The 15,508-nt window shown below is 35.8% G+C and carries 13 protein-coding genes; 7 read left to right on the top strand and 6 right to left on the bottom strand.

The window, feature by feature from the left end; all coding sequences use genetic code 11:
- Positions 1 to 51 precede the first annotated feature (51 nt).
- The 3 genes from QW060_RS11420 (at position 52) to QW060_RS11410 (ending at position 4,469) form a co-directional block, all read left to right on the top strand.
- On the top strand, positions 52 to 2,685 hold the full coding sequence (locus QW060_RS11420) for a valine--tRNA ligase (RefSeq protein WP_290363691.1): 2,634 nt from the start codon (positions 52 to 54) through the stop codon (positions 2,683 to 2,685).
- 104 nt (positions 2,686 to 2,789) lie between these two features.
- Complete coding sequence (locus QW060_RS11415) at positions 2,790 to 3,302, top strand: ClbS/DfsB family four-helix bundle protein (RefSeq protein ID WP_290363690.1); 513 nt, start codon at positions 2,790 to 2,792, stop codon at positions 3,300 to 3,302.
- A 132-nt stretch (positions 3,303 to 3,434) separates the two neighbouring features.
- Complete coding sequence (locus QW060_RS11410) at positions 3,435 to 4,469, top strand: NAD(P)/FAD-dependent oxidoreductase (RefSeq protein ID WP_290363689.1); 1,035 nt, start codon at positions 3,435 to 3,437, stop codon at positions 4,467 to 4,469.
- A gap of 81 nt (positions 4,470 to 4,550) precedes the next feature.
- Here the strand turns inward: QW060_RS11410 and QW060_RS11405 are convergent, their stop codons facing one another.
- Positions 4,551 to 5,606 carry a helix-turn-helix transcriptional regulator gene (locus QW060_RS11405; RefSeq protein ID WP_290363688.1) on the bottom strand — a complete coding sequence of 352 codons (1,056 nt, stop codon included), beginning with the start codon at positions 5,604 to 5,606 and terminating at the stop codon, positions 4,551 to 4,553.
- Positions 5,607 to 5,695: 89 nt separating this feature from the next.
- On the opposite strand from QW060_RS11405, the gene QW060_RS11400 reads away from it, so the two are divergent.
- Together QW060_RS11400 and QW060_RS11395 are read left to right on the top strand one after the other, a co-directional pair.
- Entirely contained in the window at positions 5,696 to 7,060 is a 1,365-nt protein-coding gene (locus QW060_RS11400; protein WP_290363687.1) for an MATE family efflux transporter, read from the top strand.
- Positions 7,061 to 7,196: 136 nt separating this feature from the next.
- Positions 7,197 to 7,331, top strand: a complete 135-nt coding sequence (locus QW060_RS11395) for a hypothetical protein (protein WP_290363686.1) — start codon at positions 7,197 to 7,199, stop codon at positions 7,329 to 7,331.
- A gap of 95 nt (positions 7,332 to 7,426) precedes the next feature.
- Here the strand turns inward: QW060_RS11395 and QW060_RS11390 are convergent, their stop codons facing one another.
- Positions 7,427 to 9,877: an outer membrane beta-barrel family protein gene (locus QW060_RS11390; protein ID WP_290363685.1), complete on the bottom strand. Its 2,451-nt coding sequence runs from the start codon at positions 9,875 to 9,877 to the stop codon at positions 7,427 to 7,429.
- Positions 9,878 to 9,971: 94 nt separating this feature from the next.
- Positions 9,972 to 10,310, bottom strand: a complete 339-nt coding sequence (gene arsC, locus QW060_RS11385; RefSeq protein WP_290363684.1) for an arsenate reductase (glutaredoxin) — start codon at positions 10,308 to 10,310, stop codon at positions 9,972 to 9,974.
- Positions 10,311 to 10,364: 54 nt separating this feature from the next.
- Here arsC and QW060_RS11380 point away from each other — a divergent pair, with 54 nt between their 5' ends.
- Both QW060_RS11380 and QW060_RS11375 read left to right on the top strand, forming a co-directional pair.
- The gene (locus tag QW060_RS11380; RefSeq protein WP_290363683.1) at positions 10,365 to 11,255 is read left to right on the top strand and encodes a CPBP family intramembrane glutamic endopeptidase; all 891 of its coding nucleotides are present in this window, start codon (positions 10,365 to 10,367) and stop codon (positions 11,253 to 11,255) included.
- 7 nt (positions 11,256 to 11,262) lie between these two features.
- Positions 11,263 to 12,294 carry an AMP-binding protein gene (locus tag QW060_RS11375; RefSeq protein ID WP_317623175.1) on the top strand — a complete coding sequence of 344 codons (1,032 nt, stop codon included), beginning with the start codon at positions 11,263 to 11,265 and terminating at the stop codon, positions 12,292 to 12,294.
- A 31-nt stretch (positions 12,295 to 12,325) separates the two neighbouring features.
- Here the strand turns inward: QW060_RS11375 and QW060_RS11370 are convergent, their stop codons facing one another.
- The 3 genes from QW060_RS11370 to QW060_RS11360 are packed head-to-tail and all read right to left on the bottom strand — an operon-like array spanning position 12,326 to position 15,487.
- Complete coding sequence (locus QW060_RS11370; RefSeq protein WP_290363681.1) at positions 12,326 to 13,237, bottom strand: AEC family transporter; 912 nt, start codon at positions 13,235 to 13,237, stop codon at positions 12,326 to 12,328.
- A 43-nt stretch (positions 13,238 to 13,280) separates the two neighbouring features.
- Positions 13,281 to 14,594, bottom strand: a complete 1,314-nt coding sequence (gene rimO / locus QW060_RS11365; protein ID WP_290364749.1) for a 30S ribosomal protein S12 methylthiotransferase RimO — start codon at positions 14,592 to 14,594, stop codon at positions 13,281 to 13,283.
- Positions 14,595 to 14,653: 59 nt separating this feature from the next.
- Entirely contained in the window at positions 14,654 to 15,487 is an 834-nt protein-coding gene (locus tag QW060_RS11360; RefSeq protein WP_290363680.1) for a hypothetical protein, read from the bottom strand.
- Between the last annotated feature and the right edge of the window lie 21 nt (positions 15,488 to 15,508).

Raw genomic sequence — 15,508 nt, 5'->3', positions numbered from 1 at the left:
CCTTAAATTTTCTATTTTTGTAAACTATAATAATTACTTAAAATATAGTATATGACAATTCCAGCGCAATTTGATGCTAAACAGGTAGAAGAGAAATGGTATGACTACTGGATGAAGAATAATTATTTTCATTCCACTCCGGATCATAGAACACCGTACACAATCGTTATTCCTCCACCGAATGTCACCGGCGTCTTGCACATGGGTCATATGCTCAACAATACCATACAGGATGTACTCATACGTCGTGCCCGTTTAAAAGGGTTTAATGCGTGTTGGGTTCCGGGTACGGATCATGCCTCAATTGCTACAGAAGCTAAAGTGGTTGCAAAACTTAAGGAAGAAGGTATCAGTAAAGATGATCTGACGCGTGACGAATTCTTAAAACATGCTTGGGACTGGACTGAAAAATATGGAGGTACTATACTTGGACAATTAAAAAAATTAGGAGCATCCTGTGATTGGGAACGTACCAAATTTACAATGGATGAAGAATTGTCTGCTGCCGTAATCAAATCCTTTGTCGATCTGTATAATAAAGGTATGATTTACCGTGGTTACCGCATGGTAAACTGGGATCCGGAAGCAAAAACGACTCTGTCTGATGAAGAAGTAATTTATGAAGAACGCCAGGGAAAACTATACCATTTGAAATACCAGATAGAAGGTACAGGTGATTATCTTACAATTGCTACGACAAGACCTGAAACGATTTTGGGGGATACCGCTATATGTATTCACCCGGAAGATGAGCGTTATCAGCATCTGAAAGGCAAAAAGGCAATTGTCCCTATTGCCAACAGAAGCATACCCATCATCTTTGATGAATATGTTGACAGAGAATTTGGAACCGGATGTTTAAAAGTAACACCTGCTCATGATGTAAATGACCGTGCATTAGGAGAACGTCACAATCTGGAAATCATCGATATCTTTAATGAAGATGCGACTTTGAATGAATTAGGTCTGCATTATAAAGGAAAAGATCGGTTTGTGGTACGTGAAGAGATTGCAGACGAACTGAAAACATTAGGTGCTTTAGAGAAAGTCGAAAACCACATCAATAATGTAGGAACTTCTGAACGTACAAAAGCAGTTATTGAACCGCGATTATCAGATCAGTGGTTCCTGAAAATGGAAGATTTGGTAAAGCCTGCTATTAAAGCAGTGTTAGAAACAGAAGAGATAAAATTATATCCCAACCGTTTCAATAATACCTATCGTCATTGGATGGAAAACATCCACGATTGGAATATTTCCCGTCAGTTATGGTGGGGGCATCAGATACCGGCATACTATTACGGAGCTGGAAAAGAAGATTTCGTAGTTGCGGAAACCATCGAAAAAGCAGTTGAGCTGGCTAAACAACGAACCGGAAATAATGAATTGACAGCAACAGATCTTAAGCAGGATAAAGATGCTTTGGACACGTGGTTTTCTTCATGGTTATGGCCAATGTCTGTTTTTGATGGTATTGTACATCCTGAAAATGAAGAATTTAAATATTATTACCCTACCAACGATTTGGTAACAGGTCCGGATATTCTGTTTTTCTGGGTAGCCAGAATGATTATCGCTGGGTATGAATATACGAGACAGAAACCGTTTTCAAATGTATATCTAACGGGAATTGTACGTGATTCCCAACGCAGAAAAATGTCTAAATCTCTCGGTAATTCTCCGGATCCGTTAGATCTTATTGATAAATTTGGTGCCGATGGGGTTCGTTGCGGATTATTGTTGTCAGCATCTGCCGGTAATGATATTCTTTTTGATGAAGAAATGTGTAATCAGGGGAAATCTTTTGCCAATAAAATATGGAATGCCTTCCGTCTTATTAAAGGATGGGAAGTATCAGAAACGATTCCTCAACCGGAATCTTCTAAAATTGCTTTACAGTGGTATGAAGCAAAACTTCAGAAAACATTGGCAGAAATCGAAGACCATTTTGAAAAGTATCGTATTTCAGATGCGCTGATGGCTATTTATAAACTGGTTTGGGATGATTTCTGTTCCTGGTTCCTTGAAATGATCAAACCGGGATATCAGCAGCCAATAGATGCTGTTACATACGCTAAAACCATTGAATTGCTTGAAGCAAATTTAAAAATATTACATCCATATATGCCTTTCCTTACAGAGGAAATCTGGCAACATATAACAGAGCGCACATCTGAAGAGGCCCTGATCATATCGTCCTGGCCACAGCTAACTGCATATGATGAAAAAATCATTACAGATTTTGAGTTTGCAACAGAAGTAATTGCGGGAATACGTACCATCCGTAAAGACAAGAATATCTCTTTTAAAGAAACCATTGACTTAAAAGTCCTGAATCAGGAAAATGCTTCATTGGCATTTGATGCTGTAATTTCTAAATTAGGGAATGTTGTTACGATAGATTATGTGAAGGAACAAGTTTCCGGAGCTTTGTCATACAGAGTAAAGTCTAATGAATATTTTATTCCTGTTTCCGGTTCTGTAGATATTGAAGCTGAGATTAAAAAAATGGAAGAAGAACTCAAATATTTACAAGGTTTCTTAAAATCCGTACAGGCTAAACTATCTAATGAAAAATTTGTAAGTGGTGCCCCGGAGCAGGTAATTGCAAATGAACGCAAAAAAGAAGCAGATGCATTTTCAAAAATAGCTGCTTTGGAAAAAAGCCTCGCAGGTTTGAAATAATTATAAAAATTAAATGGGGTTTAAACCCCATTTAATTTTTATAATAGTTAAACCACTAAAAAGATTCTGAAAATAATCTGAAGGAACAATCTAAAAAGTATTATATGGCTATTCCTGAAAATAAAGAAGCTTTGCAAAAGGCGATTCTTACTCATTATAAAAAACTAAAAGTAACCTTATCCGAGATAAAGGAGGAAGATGCATGGCGCTTTGAATTGCCGGGACATGCCAAAGGAACGTTGATGAGTATACATAATTTAATTGCTTATCTGACAGGTTGGGGACAACTGGTATTGAAATGGAACAGAAAGAAAGACAACAATGAGGAATTTGAATGGCCGGAAACAGGCTATAAATGGAATGAATTGGGCAAACTCGCTCAAAAGTTCTATAAAGATTATGCATACTGCGATTATAGGACATTAAAGGAAAAGCTGGACGAAACAGTACAGAATATACTACAGCTTACAGAAAGTAAATCTAATGAGGAACTGTATGAAGTACTTTGGTATGGCAAATGGACTCTGGGAAGAATGATTCAGTTTAATACTTCTTCTCCTTATCAAAATGCAAGAACAAGAATCCGTAAATGGCAAAAAGAAAAGAAGCTTATATAAGCTTCTTTTCTTTTGTATAATAAATTCTGATCAATATTTAACTATTGATAATTAGGTTTAATTCTTATTATTTACTGAAATTTAAAAAATAAATAAACGCAATTTAGTTGCATTTATTTATTTTAATTATCTTTGTGCAATATTATAAAGAAAACATTAGTGGTATTGACAAGAAGAAAATTTATGAAGCTTTCATTAGTAACATCTTTAGCTGTCAGTCTGCCTGATACATTATTTTCTTTATTAAAAAATAAATCTATGGAAGATAAACAGTATTTCGATGTAATTATTGTCGGAGGAAGTTACGCGGGACTTTCTGCAGCGATGGCGCTTGGCAGAGCCTTAAAAAAAGTTTTGATAATTGATGCCGGAAAGCCCTGTAACCGTCAGACACCCCATTCCCATAATTTTATTACTCAGGATGGAGTTGCGCCCAATGAAATAGCGAATCTGGCAAAACAGCAGGTGTTGAAATACGAGACAGTTCATTTTAGAGAAGATTCCGTTGTTACTGCACGTAGAAAAGCTGACAAATTTGAAATCACGACACACCAGCAGCAAGTTCTGTTTGCTGATAAAATTATTCTGGCTACGGGTATTAAAGATATAATGCCCGATATACCGGGGTTTTCAGAATGCTGGGGGATTTCTGTAATACATTGTCCGTATTGTCACGGATACGAAGTAAGACATCGAAAAACGGGTATTTTAGCCAATGGTGAAACTGCTTTTGAAATGAGTAAAATGATCCGAAACTGGACAGATGATCTCATACTGTTTACCAACGGAAGATCTATATTAACAGTAGAACAGCAAACAAAACTAATCGACCATGGAATACAGATTGTGGAAGATGAGATTGAAGAGATTGTTCATAAAGAGGGTAAACTGCAGAGTCTGGCTCTCAAAGATGGTATCCATCTGCCGTTGGATGCTTTATATGCAAGGGTTCCTTTCGCACATCACAATGAAGTAGCGCAACAGCTTGGCTGTGAATTGACAGAACAGGGCTATATCAAAACGGATCTTATGCAGAAAACCACTCAAAGCGGAGTTTTTGCCTGCGGAGACAACAGTACTATGATGAGGTCTGTAGCATCTGCTGTATATACAGGTTCTATGGCAGGAGCAGCATGTAACAGAGAAATAATTGAGGAGAATTTCTGATATTTTAAGAAATTTTATAAGCATAAAAAAAGCCTGTATTTCAATTAAAGCGAATTGAAGTGCAGCTTTTTTCTCTATCATCTAATCCCGTTTAAGATGGCTTGGAACAATGCCAAATTTTCTTTTGAATGCTGTTGTAAAATGCTGTGGATTTTTATAACCCACTGCATCAGACACTTCGGAAACACTCATACCATTATCCTGAAGCATTTTACGGGCTTCGTCCATCTTCAAATCATTCCAGAATCCAAAAACCGTAGTATTAAAGAGTTCTCTAAAGCCCTTTTTAAGAGTCTGTTCATTAGTACCAACTTGATGCGCCAGATCATTCAATGTGTGTGGAGCAGCCATATTCTGAATGATAAATTCTCTTACAGCATATAATTTATCAATATCTTTTTTTCTCAGTTTGCTGCTTGTTGCAGAGGTGTTTATATCCTGTATCTGCTCCAGTTGTAACAGTAAGAGTTCAATTACCTTAGCCTCAAGATACATTTTTTTGTAAATACCTGTACGGTTACAGTGAATAATAGCATGAATGATCTCATACATTTCATTAGTAATCCAGTTGTTTTCATTTTGAATGAGACAGGAGGAACCTTTTTCAATAGCCTTTTTAAAAGATTGAAAGAAATGATCTTCAGGTAAATATTTTGCGAAAAAAGCAGGCTGTAAATTGATTTCAAATATTTGTAAACCATCGTCATTCCATTCCATTGTTCCTTTGAGATGATTTGCGTAAATGATATTATGCTGGCACGGACTAAAATCTATCTTCTGTGCCATGTTGTGATTATTCGATCTGCTGAATCCCTTAAGAGAAAAATGCATTTCAACTGTTTCATACTGACTGTCAAAATCCACTAAAGTCTGTTGAGACAATGAGGCATTACCATGTCCGATATGGATTCCGTCAAAATAGATTTCTTTATAATAACCTCTTCCCAAACGGTTATTTAAAGTGACACTGTGTTCCTTAAAAAGACCGTTTGTTGGATAAAACATTCTTGGATCGTCTCTTTCAATAACCAGCTCAGGAAAATCAGATGTATGGATTCGTAACCTCATTTCATTAATGTTATTCGTTAAACAATTTCTTTTTGCGGTGATTATATTCCGCTCTGCGTAGCTAAACAAAATCTGCTATAAAGTACATTTGCAAAAATAAACTTTATTTAGAATAAATCTTAATAATAAGGATGGTAAAATAACGTTGATGGAAAAAAATGGATAAACAGAAACAGCTTATATTAAATGAAAACCTTACGAGAGTTATGTGGCAACTTTCATGGCCGGCTGTTGTTGCAATGGTTTTGTATGGGATGAATAATTTTCTGGATGGAATTTTTGTAGGGCATCTGATCAGTAACACTGCTTTGGCAGCAGTAGGTGTAGCGTATCCTTTGGCACAATTGGCGCAGGCAATGGGAAGCCTTATCGGAACAGGAATAGGTACTTCGTTAAGTATCTGGATAGGTGAGAATCAGACGCGAAAATTAAAGAAAATGTTTGGAACAGTTCATTTTCTATCATTGATATCATCAGTATTGTTGAGCTTACCTGCTTATATATATGCAGAAGAATTGATTTATATGATGGGTGGCAGGGGAGAAATAGCTGTTTTGGGAACCGAATACTTTAAAGTGACTTTGCTGAGCAATTTCTTTTGGATTCATGGATTAGCACTGAATATGATGATCCGTGCTGAAGGGAAAATGAAAACAGCTGCATGGATGATCGCAATAGGACTTGTCATCGATGTATTGCTTAAACCTGTATTCATTGATACTTTTGGCTGGGGGGTAAGCGGTGCTGCCTGGGCAACCAATGTTTCTATGATTATTTACACTTTATCAGGTATCTGGTACTATTCAAAAGGAAAAGCATCTTTTGTAACCAAATTCTGGTCTTTACTACCGAACAGGCAAATCATAAAAGAAACTTTTGCACTGGGAATGCCTGCCTTTATAATGATGGCAATGATTGTAGTTCAGAATATAGTAGTATTCAACGCACTTGCAAAATATGGTACTGCAGCGGATATCACTTTTTATACGGCGGTTAATCGTTTTTTTATACTCCTAAATACCCCTTTATGGGGATTGATGCGGGCTTTGCAACCAGTAACAGGAATGAATTTTGGAGCTGGAAACTATGAAAGAGCAAAAAAATCATATGTATTATTTTCTTTTACAGGACTCATTATTCTATTGCCTTTCTGGGCTATTGTCATGTTTTTTCCTTCTGATATGCTTTCAATAATGATTCCGAATGTAACATTTAGTATGAACCAATTAACCAATTTCAGAATATACATGAGTGTGTTGCTTACATTACCTTTTATTTTTATGGCTATGGTTTGGTTTCCTTCAGTAAAAAATGGAAAACCTGCAAGTATTGTTGGAATTCTGCGACAACTTGTTTTTTATGTTCCCGTTATGCTCATTATACCTTCATTTTTTGGAGTCGATAGTGTGTATTGGGCAAGTGCTATAATTGACTGGAGCATTTTTCTGTTGGTTATTTTTCTCGTAAGAATCAATTTCAATAGATTAACCAAATCGGAAAAGAAATTAAATGTTTATCAATAACAAGTAAAAACGAATGATGAAAACTATAAAACAAGATAGATATCTGTTAGAAGACACTATTTATAACAATATTAAAGCTTCTAGGGAGGATGCTGATATACATGAAATACTGGATGCGGCTGAAAAAGCTGAGGTATTGGACTTTGCCTGGGAGTTTACTATGGGTATGGATACTCTTATCGGTAAAGCAGGGATGTCACTTTCAGAGGCTCAAAAAGAAAAGATTCTGAAAGCACGAATTCTATTGGCCGCTACAATCTCTAATGAGTAATACTCAAAAAAACATCACCTACTTTTTACTACAAATGCTGTAAAATAAAAAGCAGGTGATGTGTTGTATATAAGCGGTATCAAAATCCTAAAAGATTACATATACTCTTCTCCGCCGTTTTCTTCATTCCCGTTTCTTCCCGGTTTTTCTGCTTTCTTTTGATTGAAACGATACGTAAATGATAAATTAATCGTACGTTCTCTCCATTGTCTTTCTGAGTAACTGTTTGCCGTATCCAGATAAATTTCACTTCTCATTTTACGGCTGTTAAAAACGTCCTGAACATTTAGAGCAATAGTTGCTTTATCTTTCCAGATATCCTTACTGAAAGCCAGATTGAGGTTTGGTTCACCTAATATTTTTCCCTGAGCTGTATTTCTCGGACCTCTGTACATAAAAGTCGTCTGCCAATCTATACCACCTGGTAAATTAACCGTGGAAGCCACTCTTGAACTCCAGGTAAACGTATCATTGTCAAAATTCTGAGTGATACTGTTTCCTTCTGTATCTGTGTAAGTATAATCCCCTCTTGTTTGCTCCTGAAATAAGTTGATGTTTCCGTTTAATCTCCACCATTTAAATGGATTGTAATTTACATTGAATTCCAATCCGTAACGGTATTCTGTATTCAGGTTAATAGGAGAACTGATGGTAATCGGAATACCTTCCTCATTTACACCGTCTACAATTCTTATAAATTGAGTAGCATCAGTCGTACGGTTATAATATACCGAAGTATTCAACGTCAGTTTATACCAGCGTTTCATAAAGCCTAAATCAAAGGCATCTGTAAAAGATGGATCTAAATCAGGATTTCCTCTGTAAAAGTTGATAGAACTCGAATAATTTGAGATTGGATTTAAGGACCACCCACGAGGACGTCTTACTCTTTTACTGTAGCTGATCGATGCAGTAGATGAATCTGTCAGTTCATAATTTAAGAAAGCACTTGGGAAAAAATTGTTATATTTTTTCTTATTGTAATCGTTGGTTACCAACTGATTTACATCAATTTCACTTGCTTCCCATCTCAAGCCAACCATATAGCTGAATTTCTTGTATTTATTACCATACTGAGCATATAAGGCATTAACTTTCTCAAGATATTCCAAATTGTTCTTAAACTGCTCGTTTTCAATGTATTCACCATTTTCTAAGGTTGTTACATTATATTTTGTATTCAATTCATTAAAATTTCCTAAATATCCTGCTTCAAATTGTCCTTCTCCAATCGGTAATACATAGTCTAAACGTAAAATATTCCGCAATTCGTTTTCCCTTGAATTGGTTAAATCGCTTGTAAGAACTGTACCTGCATTACTTGTAGAAATGTCAGAATCTTCTCTGTCAAAGTTTTTTGAAACGGTTCCGGATACGAACAACTGGTGACCTTTATCATTGAATTTATATGTAAAATCAGTTGAGTAGTCTACATTTTCTTTAAAATCATCTTCGGCAGTATAGCGTCTGTTGCTATATAATAAATTTCTGCCTGCATCATAATAATCATAATTTACATCATTCGGATTATCACCGTCACTTCTTCTCCATGTAAAATTATTATTCCATGTCAGTTTATCTGTCAGATAATATTCGAAACCGAAGTTGGCATTATAGCCTTTTCTTTTACGTTCTCTTTTGCTGTACTCATTCACAAAACTCTTTGACAAACCAGTATTTTGATCAATATATTCTGTTTCGTTAAGAGAGTTTCCTTTTGTAAAATCATTTCTGTAACCTAAATTGGCAAAAAGATTGAATTTTTCTTCTTTATAATTGATATTGGCACCAACGCTGTACCCGAAAGGGTTGCTTACATTGGCAGTAACACTACCGTTAACGCCCTGGTTGCTTCCCTTTTTCAGAATGATGTTAATAATTCCGGCACCCCCTTCTGCTTCATATCTTGCAGACGGATTTGTTATGATCTCTACCTGTTCGATTGATTCTGAAGAAAGCATTTTTAGTGCATCTGCAATATTGGAAGCCATTCCTGAAGGTTTTCCGTCAATGAGAACGCGAACACTTTCATTACCTCTCAAACTTACATTTCCATCAGCATCTACCGCTACAGAAGGGATGTTATCCAAAACATCACTGGCAGTTCCACCTTTATTGATATTGTCATTGGAAACATTATATACTTTTTTGTCGAGTTTGAACTCTACATCTGCCCGTTTTGTTTCTATCACAAGACCTTCAAGCACTTCAGAATCACTTTCAACCTTAATCATACCAAGACTCATAGAAGAGGTGATTTCTTTATTGGAAATCGTCAGGGTCTGGTAGCCCAAAAATTCTATTTTAATTTCATAGGTATCCGGAAGAATAGGAATATTAAATTGTCCACTGGCATCTGTCATATCGCCTGTGACATAGCTCGGATTCGTAGTACTTACAAGCGTAATACTCGCATATTCTAATGGTTGATTAGTCTTTGCTTCAACTACCGTACCTTTAACATAGATTTCAGCAGCTTGCTGACTGAAACCCAATGTGGTAATGAAAAGCATGGACAGTATAGGTAATATTCTAAAAATTTTCATAAATTATATGAATTTTGAGTATAGATTTTATGCAAAAATAGTGCAGTAAATCGGGTTTAATAATAATATATTGTTAAATAAAACGGCTGTATTCCTATAGTATATCTTCAATTTTGGAAAAGGGACGTGCTATAACTGCTTTATTACCATTTACCACAATAGGTCTTTCTATCAGTTTTGGATGTTTTACCATTGCTTCAATTATAGCATCATCACTGAGTTGTTGGTTTTTATAATCAGCCCATTCCGCTTCTTTTGTGCGAACCAATTCTATAGGTTTTATATTTAGTAATGCAATCAGATGCTTTAGCGTTTCTTTTGAAATAGGTTCGTCAAGATATTTTATTACATCTACTTCAACTTTTTTATCTTCTAAATATGCCAGACCTTCTCTGGATTTGCTGCATCGTGGATTGTGGTAAATAGTAATCATTTTATTTGTTATTTTTGATAATTATAAAAAGAATAAACCTCAAAAACCAAACCAATGTATATAGAACAGTTAAAAAACAATAAAGACAGTCTTTTAAAATACCTTCCGTTTAGTCTGGCTTTTTTCATATTCATGGCTTTTAATCTTATTGCCAGTTCATTAGCCGAGACCAATACTCAGGAAGCATTGGATTTGATGGTAGAACAAATGGGAAAAAATATGACATTGGTTATGGTGACGGCTCCTCTTGCGTTTTTATTGTTGTTATTGTTATTATGGGTAAGGTTTTTTCACGGACAAAGCATTCGAAGTCTCACAACCGCACGACCTAAAACCGACTGGAAAAGGATTTTGTTTTCATTTGCCTTATGGTCCTTGTTTTTGATTATTTCAACAGGTATCAGTTACTATATAAATCCTTCTGATTATGAAATCAATTTTAAACCTGTACCTTTTATTTTTCTTATTATTATAAGCATCATTTTTGTACCCTTACAAACAAGTTTTGAGGAATATTTCTTTCGCGGATATCTTATGCAGGGATTGGGATTGGCTACAAAAACGCGTTGGTTTCCCTTAGTTTTTACCTCTGTAATGTTTGGATTGATTCATGTTTCAAATCCGGAAGTATTGCAGCTGGGACCTTCTATCATGATTTTTTACATCGGTACCGGTTTTTTTCTTGGTATTATCACACTCATGGATGATGGAATGGAACTTGCATTAGGATTTCATGCTGCAAATAATGTAATGCTTTCACTCTTAGTTACTTCTAAAACTTCAGCATTGCAGTCAGAAGCTCTTCTGATAGATATCAGTGATTCTTCTAATAGTTTAACAGAAATTATACTTCAGGTTTTTTTGATTTTTCCTATCTTGTTATTCATTTTTGCTAAGAAATATGGCTGGAATGATTGGAAAAGAAAATTAACACAATTCAATTGAAATGATTATGAAGTGTAACGAAGTGCATCCTTTTTTTAAGCTTAACGGGCAATCATTTCAAGGTGATGCCTTATGCGAAATGGCTATTTCGCTTATTAAAGACGGTGAACCACATGAAAAAGAACTGGGACAGCTGATTTTGCAATGGTTTGATGATAATGACCATGTGATTTTACTTACTTCGGGAACTACCGGAAATCCCAAAGAAATAAAATTGTCTAAACAGGCGATGATCAATTCTGCTAAGGCAACAGCAGATTTTTTTAAATTAGAAAGAGGCGATAAAGCATTACTGTGTTTACCAACGCGATATATCGCCGGAAAAATGATGTTTGTCAGAGCGGTTGTATTAGGTCTTGATTTAGATTTTGTAGTACCAAGTTCTTTTCCGATGGAAAATAATGATACTTGCTATGACTTTGTTGCTATGGTTCCCTTACAGGTTCAGGGATCTCTTAGTAAACTCAATAATATCAAAAAACTCATTGTTGGTGGAGCGAAGCTCAGTAGTTCACTAAAGGAACTTTTGCTGGAGAAGAAGTGTGAAACCTATGAAACATATGGAATGACAGAGACGGTTACCCATATAGCGGCAAAACGTATTGAAGATGACTATTTTACTGCACTGCCGAATGTAACCTTAAGTGTTGACGATCGTAACTGTCTGGTTATTGATGCTCCTTTGGTTGCTGATAAACAGGTAGTGACCAATGACTTGGTAGAATTGAAAGACCATCATACGTTTAAGTGGATCGGACGCATAGATAATGTCATCAACAGCGGTGGAATTAAACTATTTCCTGAGCAGATAGAAGAGAAGCTGGCACATTATATATCAGATCGTTTTTTTGTTATCGGTAAAACAGATGAGGCTTTGGGGAACAAGTTGGTATTGGTTATAGAAAGTGAGCCTTATGATTTAACAGAAGAAACTTTTTCGGAACTCACAGTTTATGAAAAACCTAAGGAAATACAATTTGTAGCTCAGTTTAAAGAAACACCCACAGGGAAAATAATAAGACGAGAAAACTTAAAATAAGTTTATAAAACGCAGGAGTAATTCCTGCGTTTTACATTATATATTCAATCAGAAGATACCATAAACCGATCGTTACAAAAGATATCGGAATACCGAAACCGACCATCATATTGCTGAGTTGTGGTTTTAATCCGTGTGTATTTGCGAGTATAGCTGCCGTAATCATTGGAGCCATAGCGGCTTCAATAATACAGACTTTAGTTGCTGTGTCATTCAAATGGAATACACCATAATACACCATAAATATAACCAAAGGAACAAAAATGAGTTGGAACATCAAGCCGAGTATTAAATACGGATAATGTTTACTGTCTTTTTGAAATTTTAGCTGATATCCTACAGAAAGTAAAGCAATGGGAGATATAGTCGCTGCAAGCATTTTGAATGTTTCACTCAAAGGTTCCGGAAAGTCTACTTTAAAAAGTGCCAGAAGCAATCCAAATAAAAAGGCAATAAGAGGAGGGAAGCTGAACATTTTTTTTAATAAGGAGGCGGAGTTTTTCGTATGTGCGTAAGAATTTGCCACTAAAATTCCTACGGTTGACAAAACGACAAAAGTACCCGGAAGATCAACTACGATTAAAGTTTCCAGTCCCTCAGAACCGTAGAGTGCCTGTATCACCGGAATACCGACAAAAGATGTATTTCCGAGTCCGGCAGTTAAGATCAGACAGCCTGTAAGCTTATTTGACCAGCCAAGCCTTTTTCCTAAAAAATGAAAAAATACAAAGGCCATTCCAAAGCTGATCCAGGCTACAGCTGCAGGAAATAATAATTCATAACGGAGCTGTATCTTTGGAATATAAAAGAGTGCCATGGCTGGTAAAGCAATATACAGTACATATTGATTCAGGACTACAGCCGTATTTTTAGGAAAAGCTTTTAGTCTTTGAAGAGCTGTTCCTGCCAGCAGACATATAAAAATTAGAAGAATATTACTCATAATTTGTAATAAAAAAACCGAAAGGATTACTTTCGGTTAAGAATTATAAGGCTGGTGTTCCGTATAGATCAAATTCTGTAGCTTCATCTATTGTTACTTCTACGAATTCACCTGTTTTTAAATAATGTTTAGAAGCATCAATCAGCACTTCGTTGTCCACATCAGGGCTATCAAATTCTGTTCTTCCTACAAAATATTTCCCTTCTTTACGATCAATGATACAACGATAGGTTTTCCCTATTTTTTCTTGATTGAGTTCCCATGAAATCTGAGCCTGAATTTCCATAATTTCATTTGCTCTTGCCTGTTTTACATCATCAGGAACGTCATCTTCCAGAGTATAAGCGTGTGTGTTTTCTTCATGAGAATAAGCAAAACAACCTAAACGTTCAAAGCGCATTTCCTGAACCCAGTTTTTCAGAATTTCAAAATCTTCTTCAGTTTCACCCGGATAACCTACAATTAAAGTAGTACGGATGGCCATTCCCGGTACAGCTGCTCTGAAGTCTTTTAAAAGTTGCGTTGTTTTGGCATAAGTAGTACCTCTGCGCATTGATTTAAGGATATTGTCAGAAATATGCTGTAGAGGAATGTCTATATAATTACAGATTTTAGGTTCTTTTTTCATCAGTTCCAAAACATCCATCGGAAAACCTGTAGGAAAAGCATAGTGCAGACGAATCCATTCTATTCCTTCTACTTTTACCAGGTTTTCAAGCAATTCTGCCAGATTGCGTTTTTTGTATAAATCCAAACCATAATAAGTAAGATCCTGTGCAATGAGTATAAGTTCTTTTACACCATCTTTTGCAAGACCTTCTGCTTCTTTAACCAGTTTCTCAATAGATTGTGAAACATGCTTACCACGCATAATCGGAATGGCACAGAAACTACAAGGTCGGTCACAACCTTCAGCGATTTTTAAATAGGCATAATTTTTTGGAGTTGTTGTTAACCGTTCTCCTAATAATTCATGCTTATAATCTGCTCCAAGCGCTTTTAATAAAAGAGGAAGTTCAGTAGTTCCGAAGTATTGATCCACATTGGGTATTTCTGCTTCCAGATCAGGTCTGTAACGCTCAGACAGACATCCGGTTACAAAAACCTTGTCTACGATACCCTGTTCTTTCTTGTCTACATATTCCAAAATGGTATTTACCGATTCTGCCTTTGCATTATTGATAAAACCACAGGTGTTTATTACAATAATGTTGCCTTCGTTTTCAGTCGCTTCATGAGTTACCTCTTTCCCGCTCGCACGAAGTTGTCCCATTAAAACTTCACTGTCGTAAACGTTTTTTGAACAACCTAATGTAATAACATTGATTTTATTTTTCTTTAAAGATTTCGTTCTCATACCTAAAAAATTGGTTTGCAAAAGTACGCTTTTTTATCCATATTAGATAAATGCTGATTTTATAATCTGAAAATACCGCCTACTACGATGATACTTTCAAAAAAAGTGAAATTATGAGACGCTTTATCAGTCTTATCGTGTGTAGTACGCACATCATTCATATTGATATAACCTACCTTAGCTTCATATTGTACAAAGAAATGTTTGAAAAAGGTAAGATTAAGTCCTCCTTTTGCAGAAACTCCGAAACCGGATACGTGGAAATTGTCATACCGCTCTTTACCTAACAATGTGGTATTGGTTTTTGGGTATAAAACACCGGCACCTACACCATAAGTAGTATTGAACTGGACTCTGTCTGTATCGTAAAAGCCTAATACATCCGAGAAATCATCCATACGGTTGATTTCTGCATTTACATAATTTAAACCGTCAGTATGCTCAAACTGAAGAAATTCCTCAGTCATTTTTAAATTTCCGTTCGGGAGGGTTTCACCGTAAGACCCCTGATTTGGATAACTTCCGTTATAAGATACTTCCTGATTCTGAGTCATCACATATTTCATGTGATCTACACCGAGAGAAACATTATACTTATCTGTAATAAAATATCCGATTCTTAAATTTGTCTGTGGGATAGTCATTTTTGTAGGATTGATATAATCAACATGCCATCCTTTTGGTTTATCGTGTGCTTTAACGTTGTTTAAAGTAAAATCATAATCAGCTCCCTGAAAGCGAATGTCTGATCCGGAATAATATCCGCGGTTTCCACCCCAATAAATATAAAATTTGCCTTTGTTTGAAGAAGTATAAGGAGTAGTGATTTCCTGTGCGTTACCTGAAAGAGTGAAAAGAACGCTGATGACTAAAAAGTATTTTATTAGTTTCATTATGAAATAATTTTCTGCAAA

This window comes from Paenimyroides ceti (assembly GCF_030409925.1).
Note: the sequence above shows the minus strand (reverse complement) of the source record. Positions and strands in the feature narration are given on the sequence as shown.

Excerpts from the sequence above, each read along its gene's own strand:
- QW060_RS11360 (WP_290363680.1), bottom strand. The coding sequence starts at position 15,487 with ATGAAACTAATAAAATACTTTTTAGTCATCAGCGTTCTTTTCACTCTT.
- arsC (WP_290363684.1), bottom strand. The coding sequence starts at position 10,310 with ATGATTACTATTTACCACAATCCACGATGCAGCAAATCCAGAGAAGGT.
- QW060_RS11400 (WP_290363687.1), top strand. The coding sequence starts at position 5,696 with ATGGATAAACAGAAACAGCTTATATTAAATGAAAACCTTACGAGAGTT.
- QW060_RS11375 (WP_317623175.1), top strand. The coding sequence starts at position 11,263 with ATGAAGTGTAACGAAGTGCATCCTTTTTTTAAGCTTAACGGGCAATCA.
- QW060_RS11420 (WP_290363691.1), top strand. The coding sequence starts at position 52 with ATGACAATTCCAGCGCAATTTGATGCTAAACAGGTAGAAGAGAAATGG.
- QW060_RS11380 (WP_290363683.1), top strand. The coding sequence starts at position 10,365 with ATGTATATAGAACAGTTAAAAAACAATAAAGACAGTCTTTTAAAATAC.
- QW060_RS11370 (WP_290363681.1), bottom strand. The coding sequence starts at position 13,237 with ATGAGTAATATTCTTCTAATTTTTATATGTCTGCTGGCAGGAACAGCT.
- rimO (WP_290364749.1), bottom strand. The coding sequence starts at position 14,594 with ATGAGAACGAAATCTTTAAAGAAAAATAAAATCAATGTTATTACATTA.
- QW060_RS11390 (WP_290363685.1), bottom strand. The coding sequence starts at position 9,877 with ATGAAAATTTTTAGAATATTACCTATACTGTCCATGCTTTTCATTACC.
- QW060_RS11415 (WP_290363690.1), top strand. The coding sequence starts at position 2,790 with ATGGCTATTCCTGAAAATAAAGAAGCTTTGCAAAAGGCGATTCTTACT.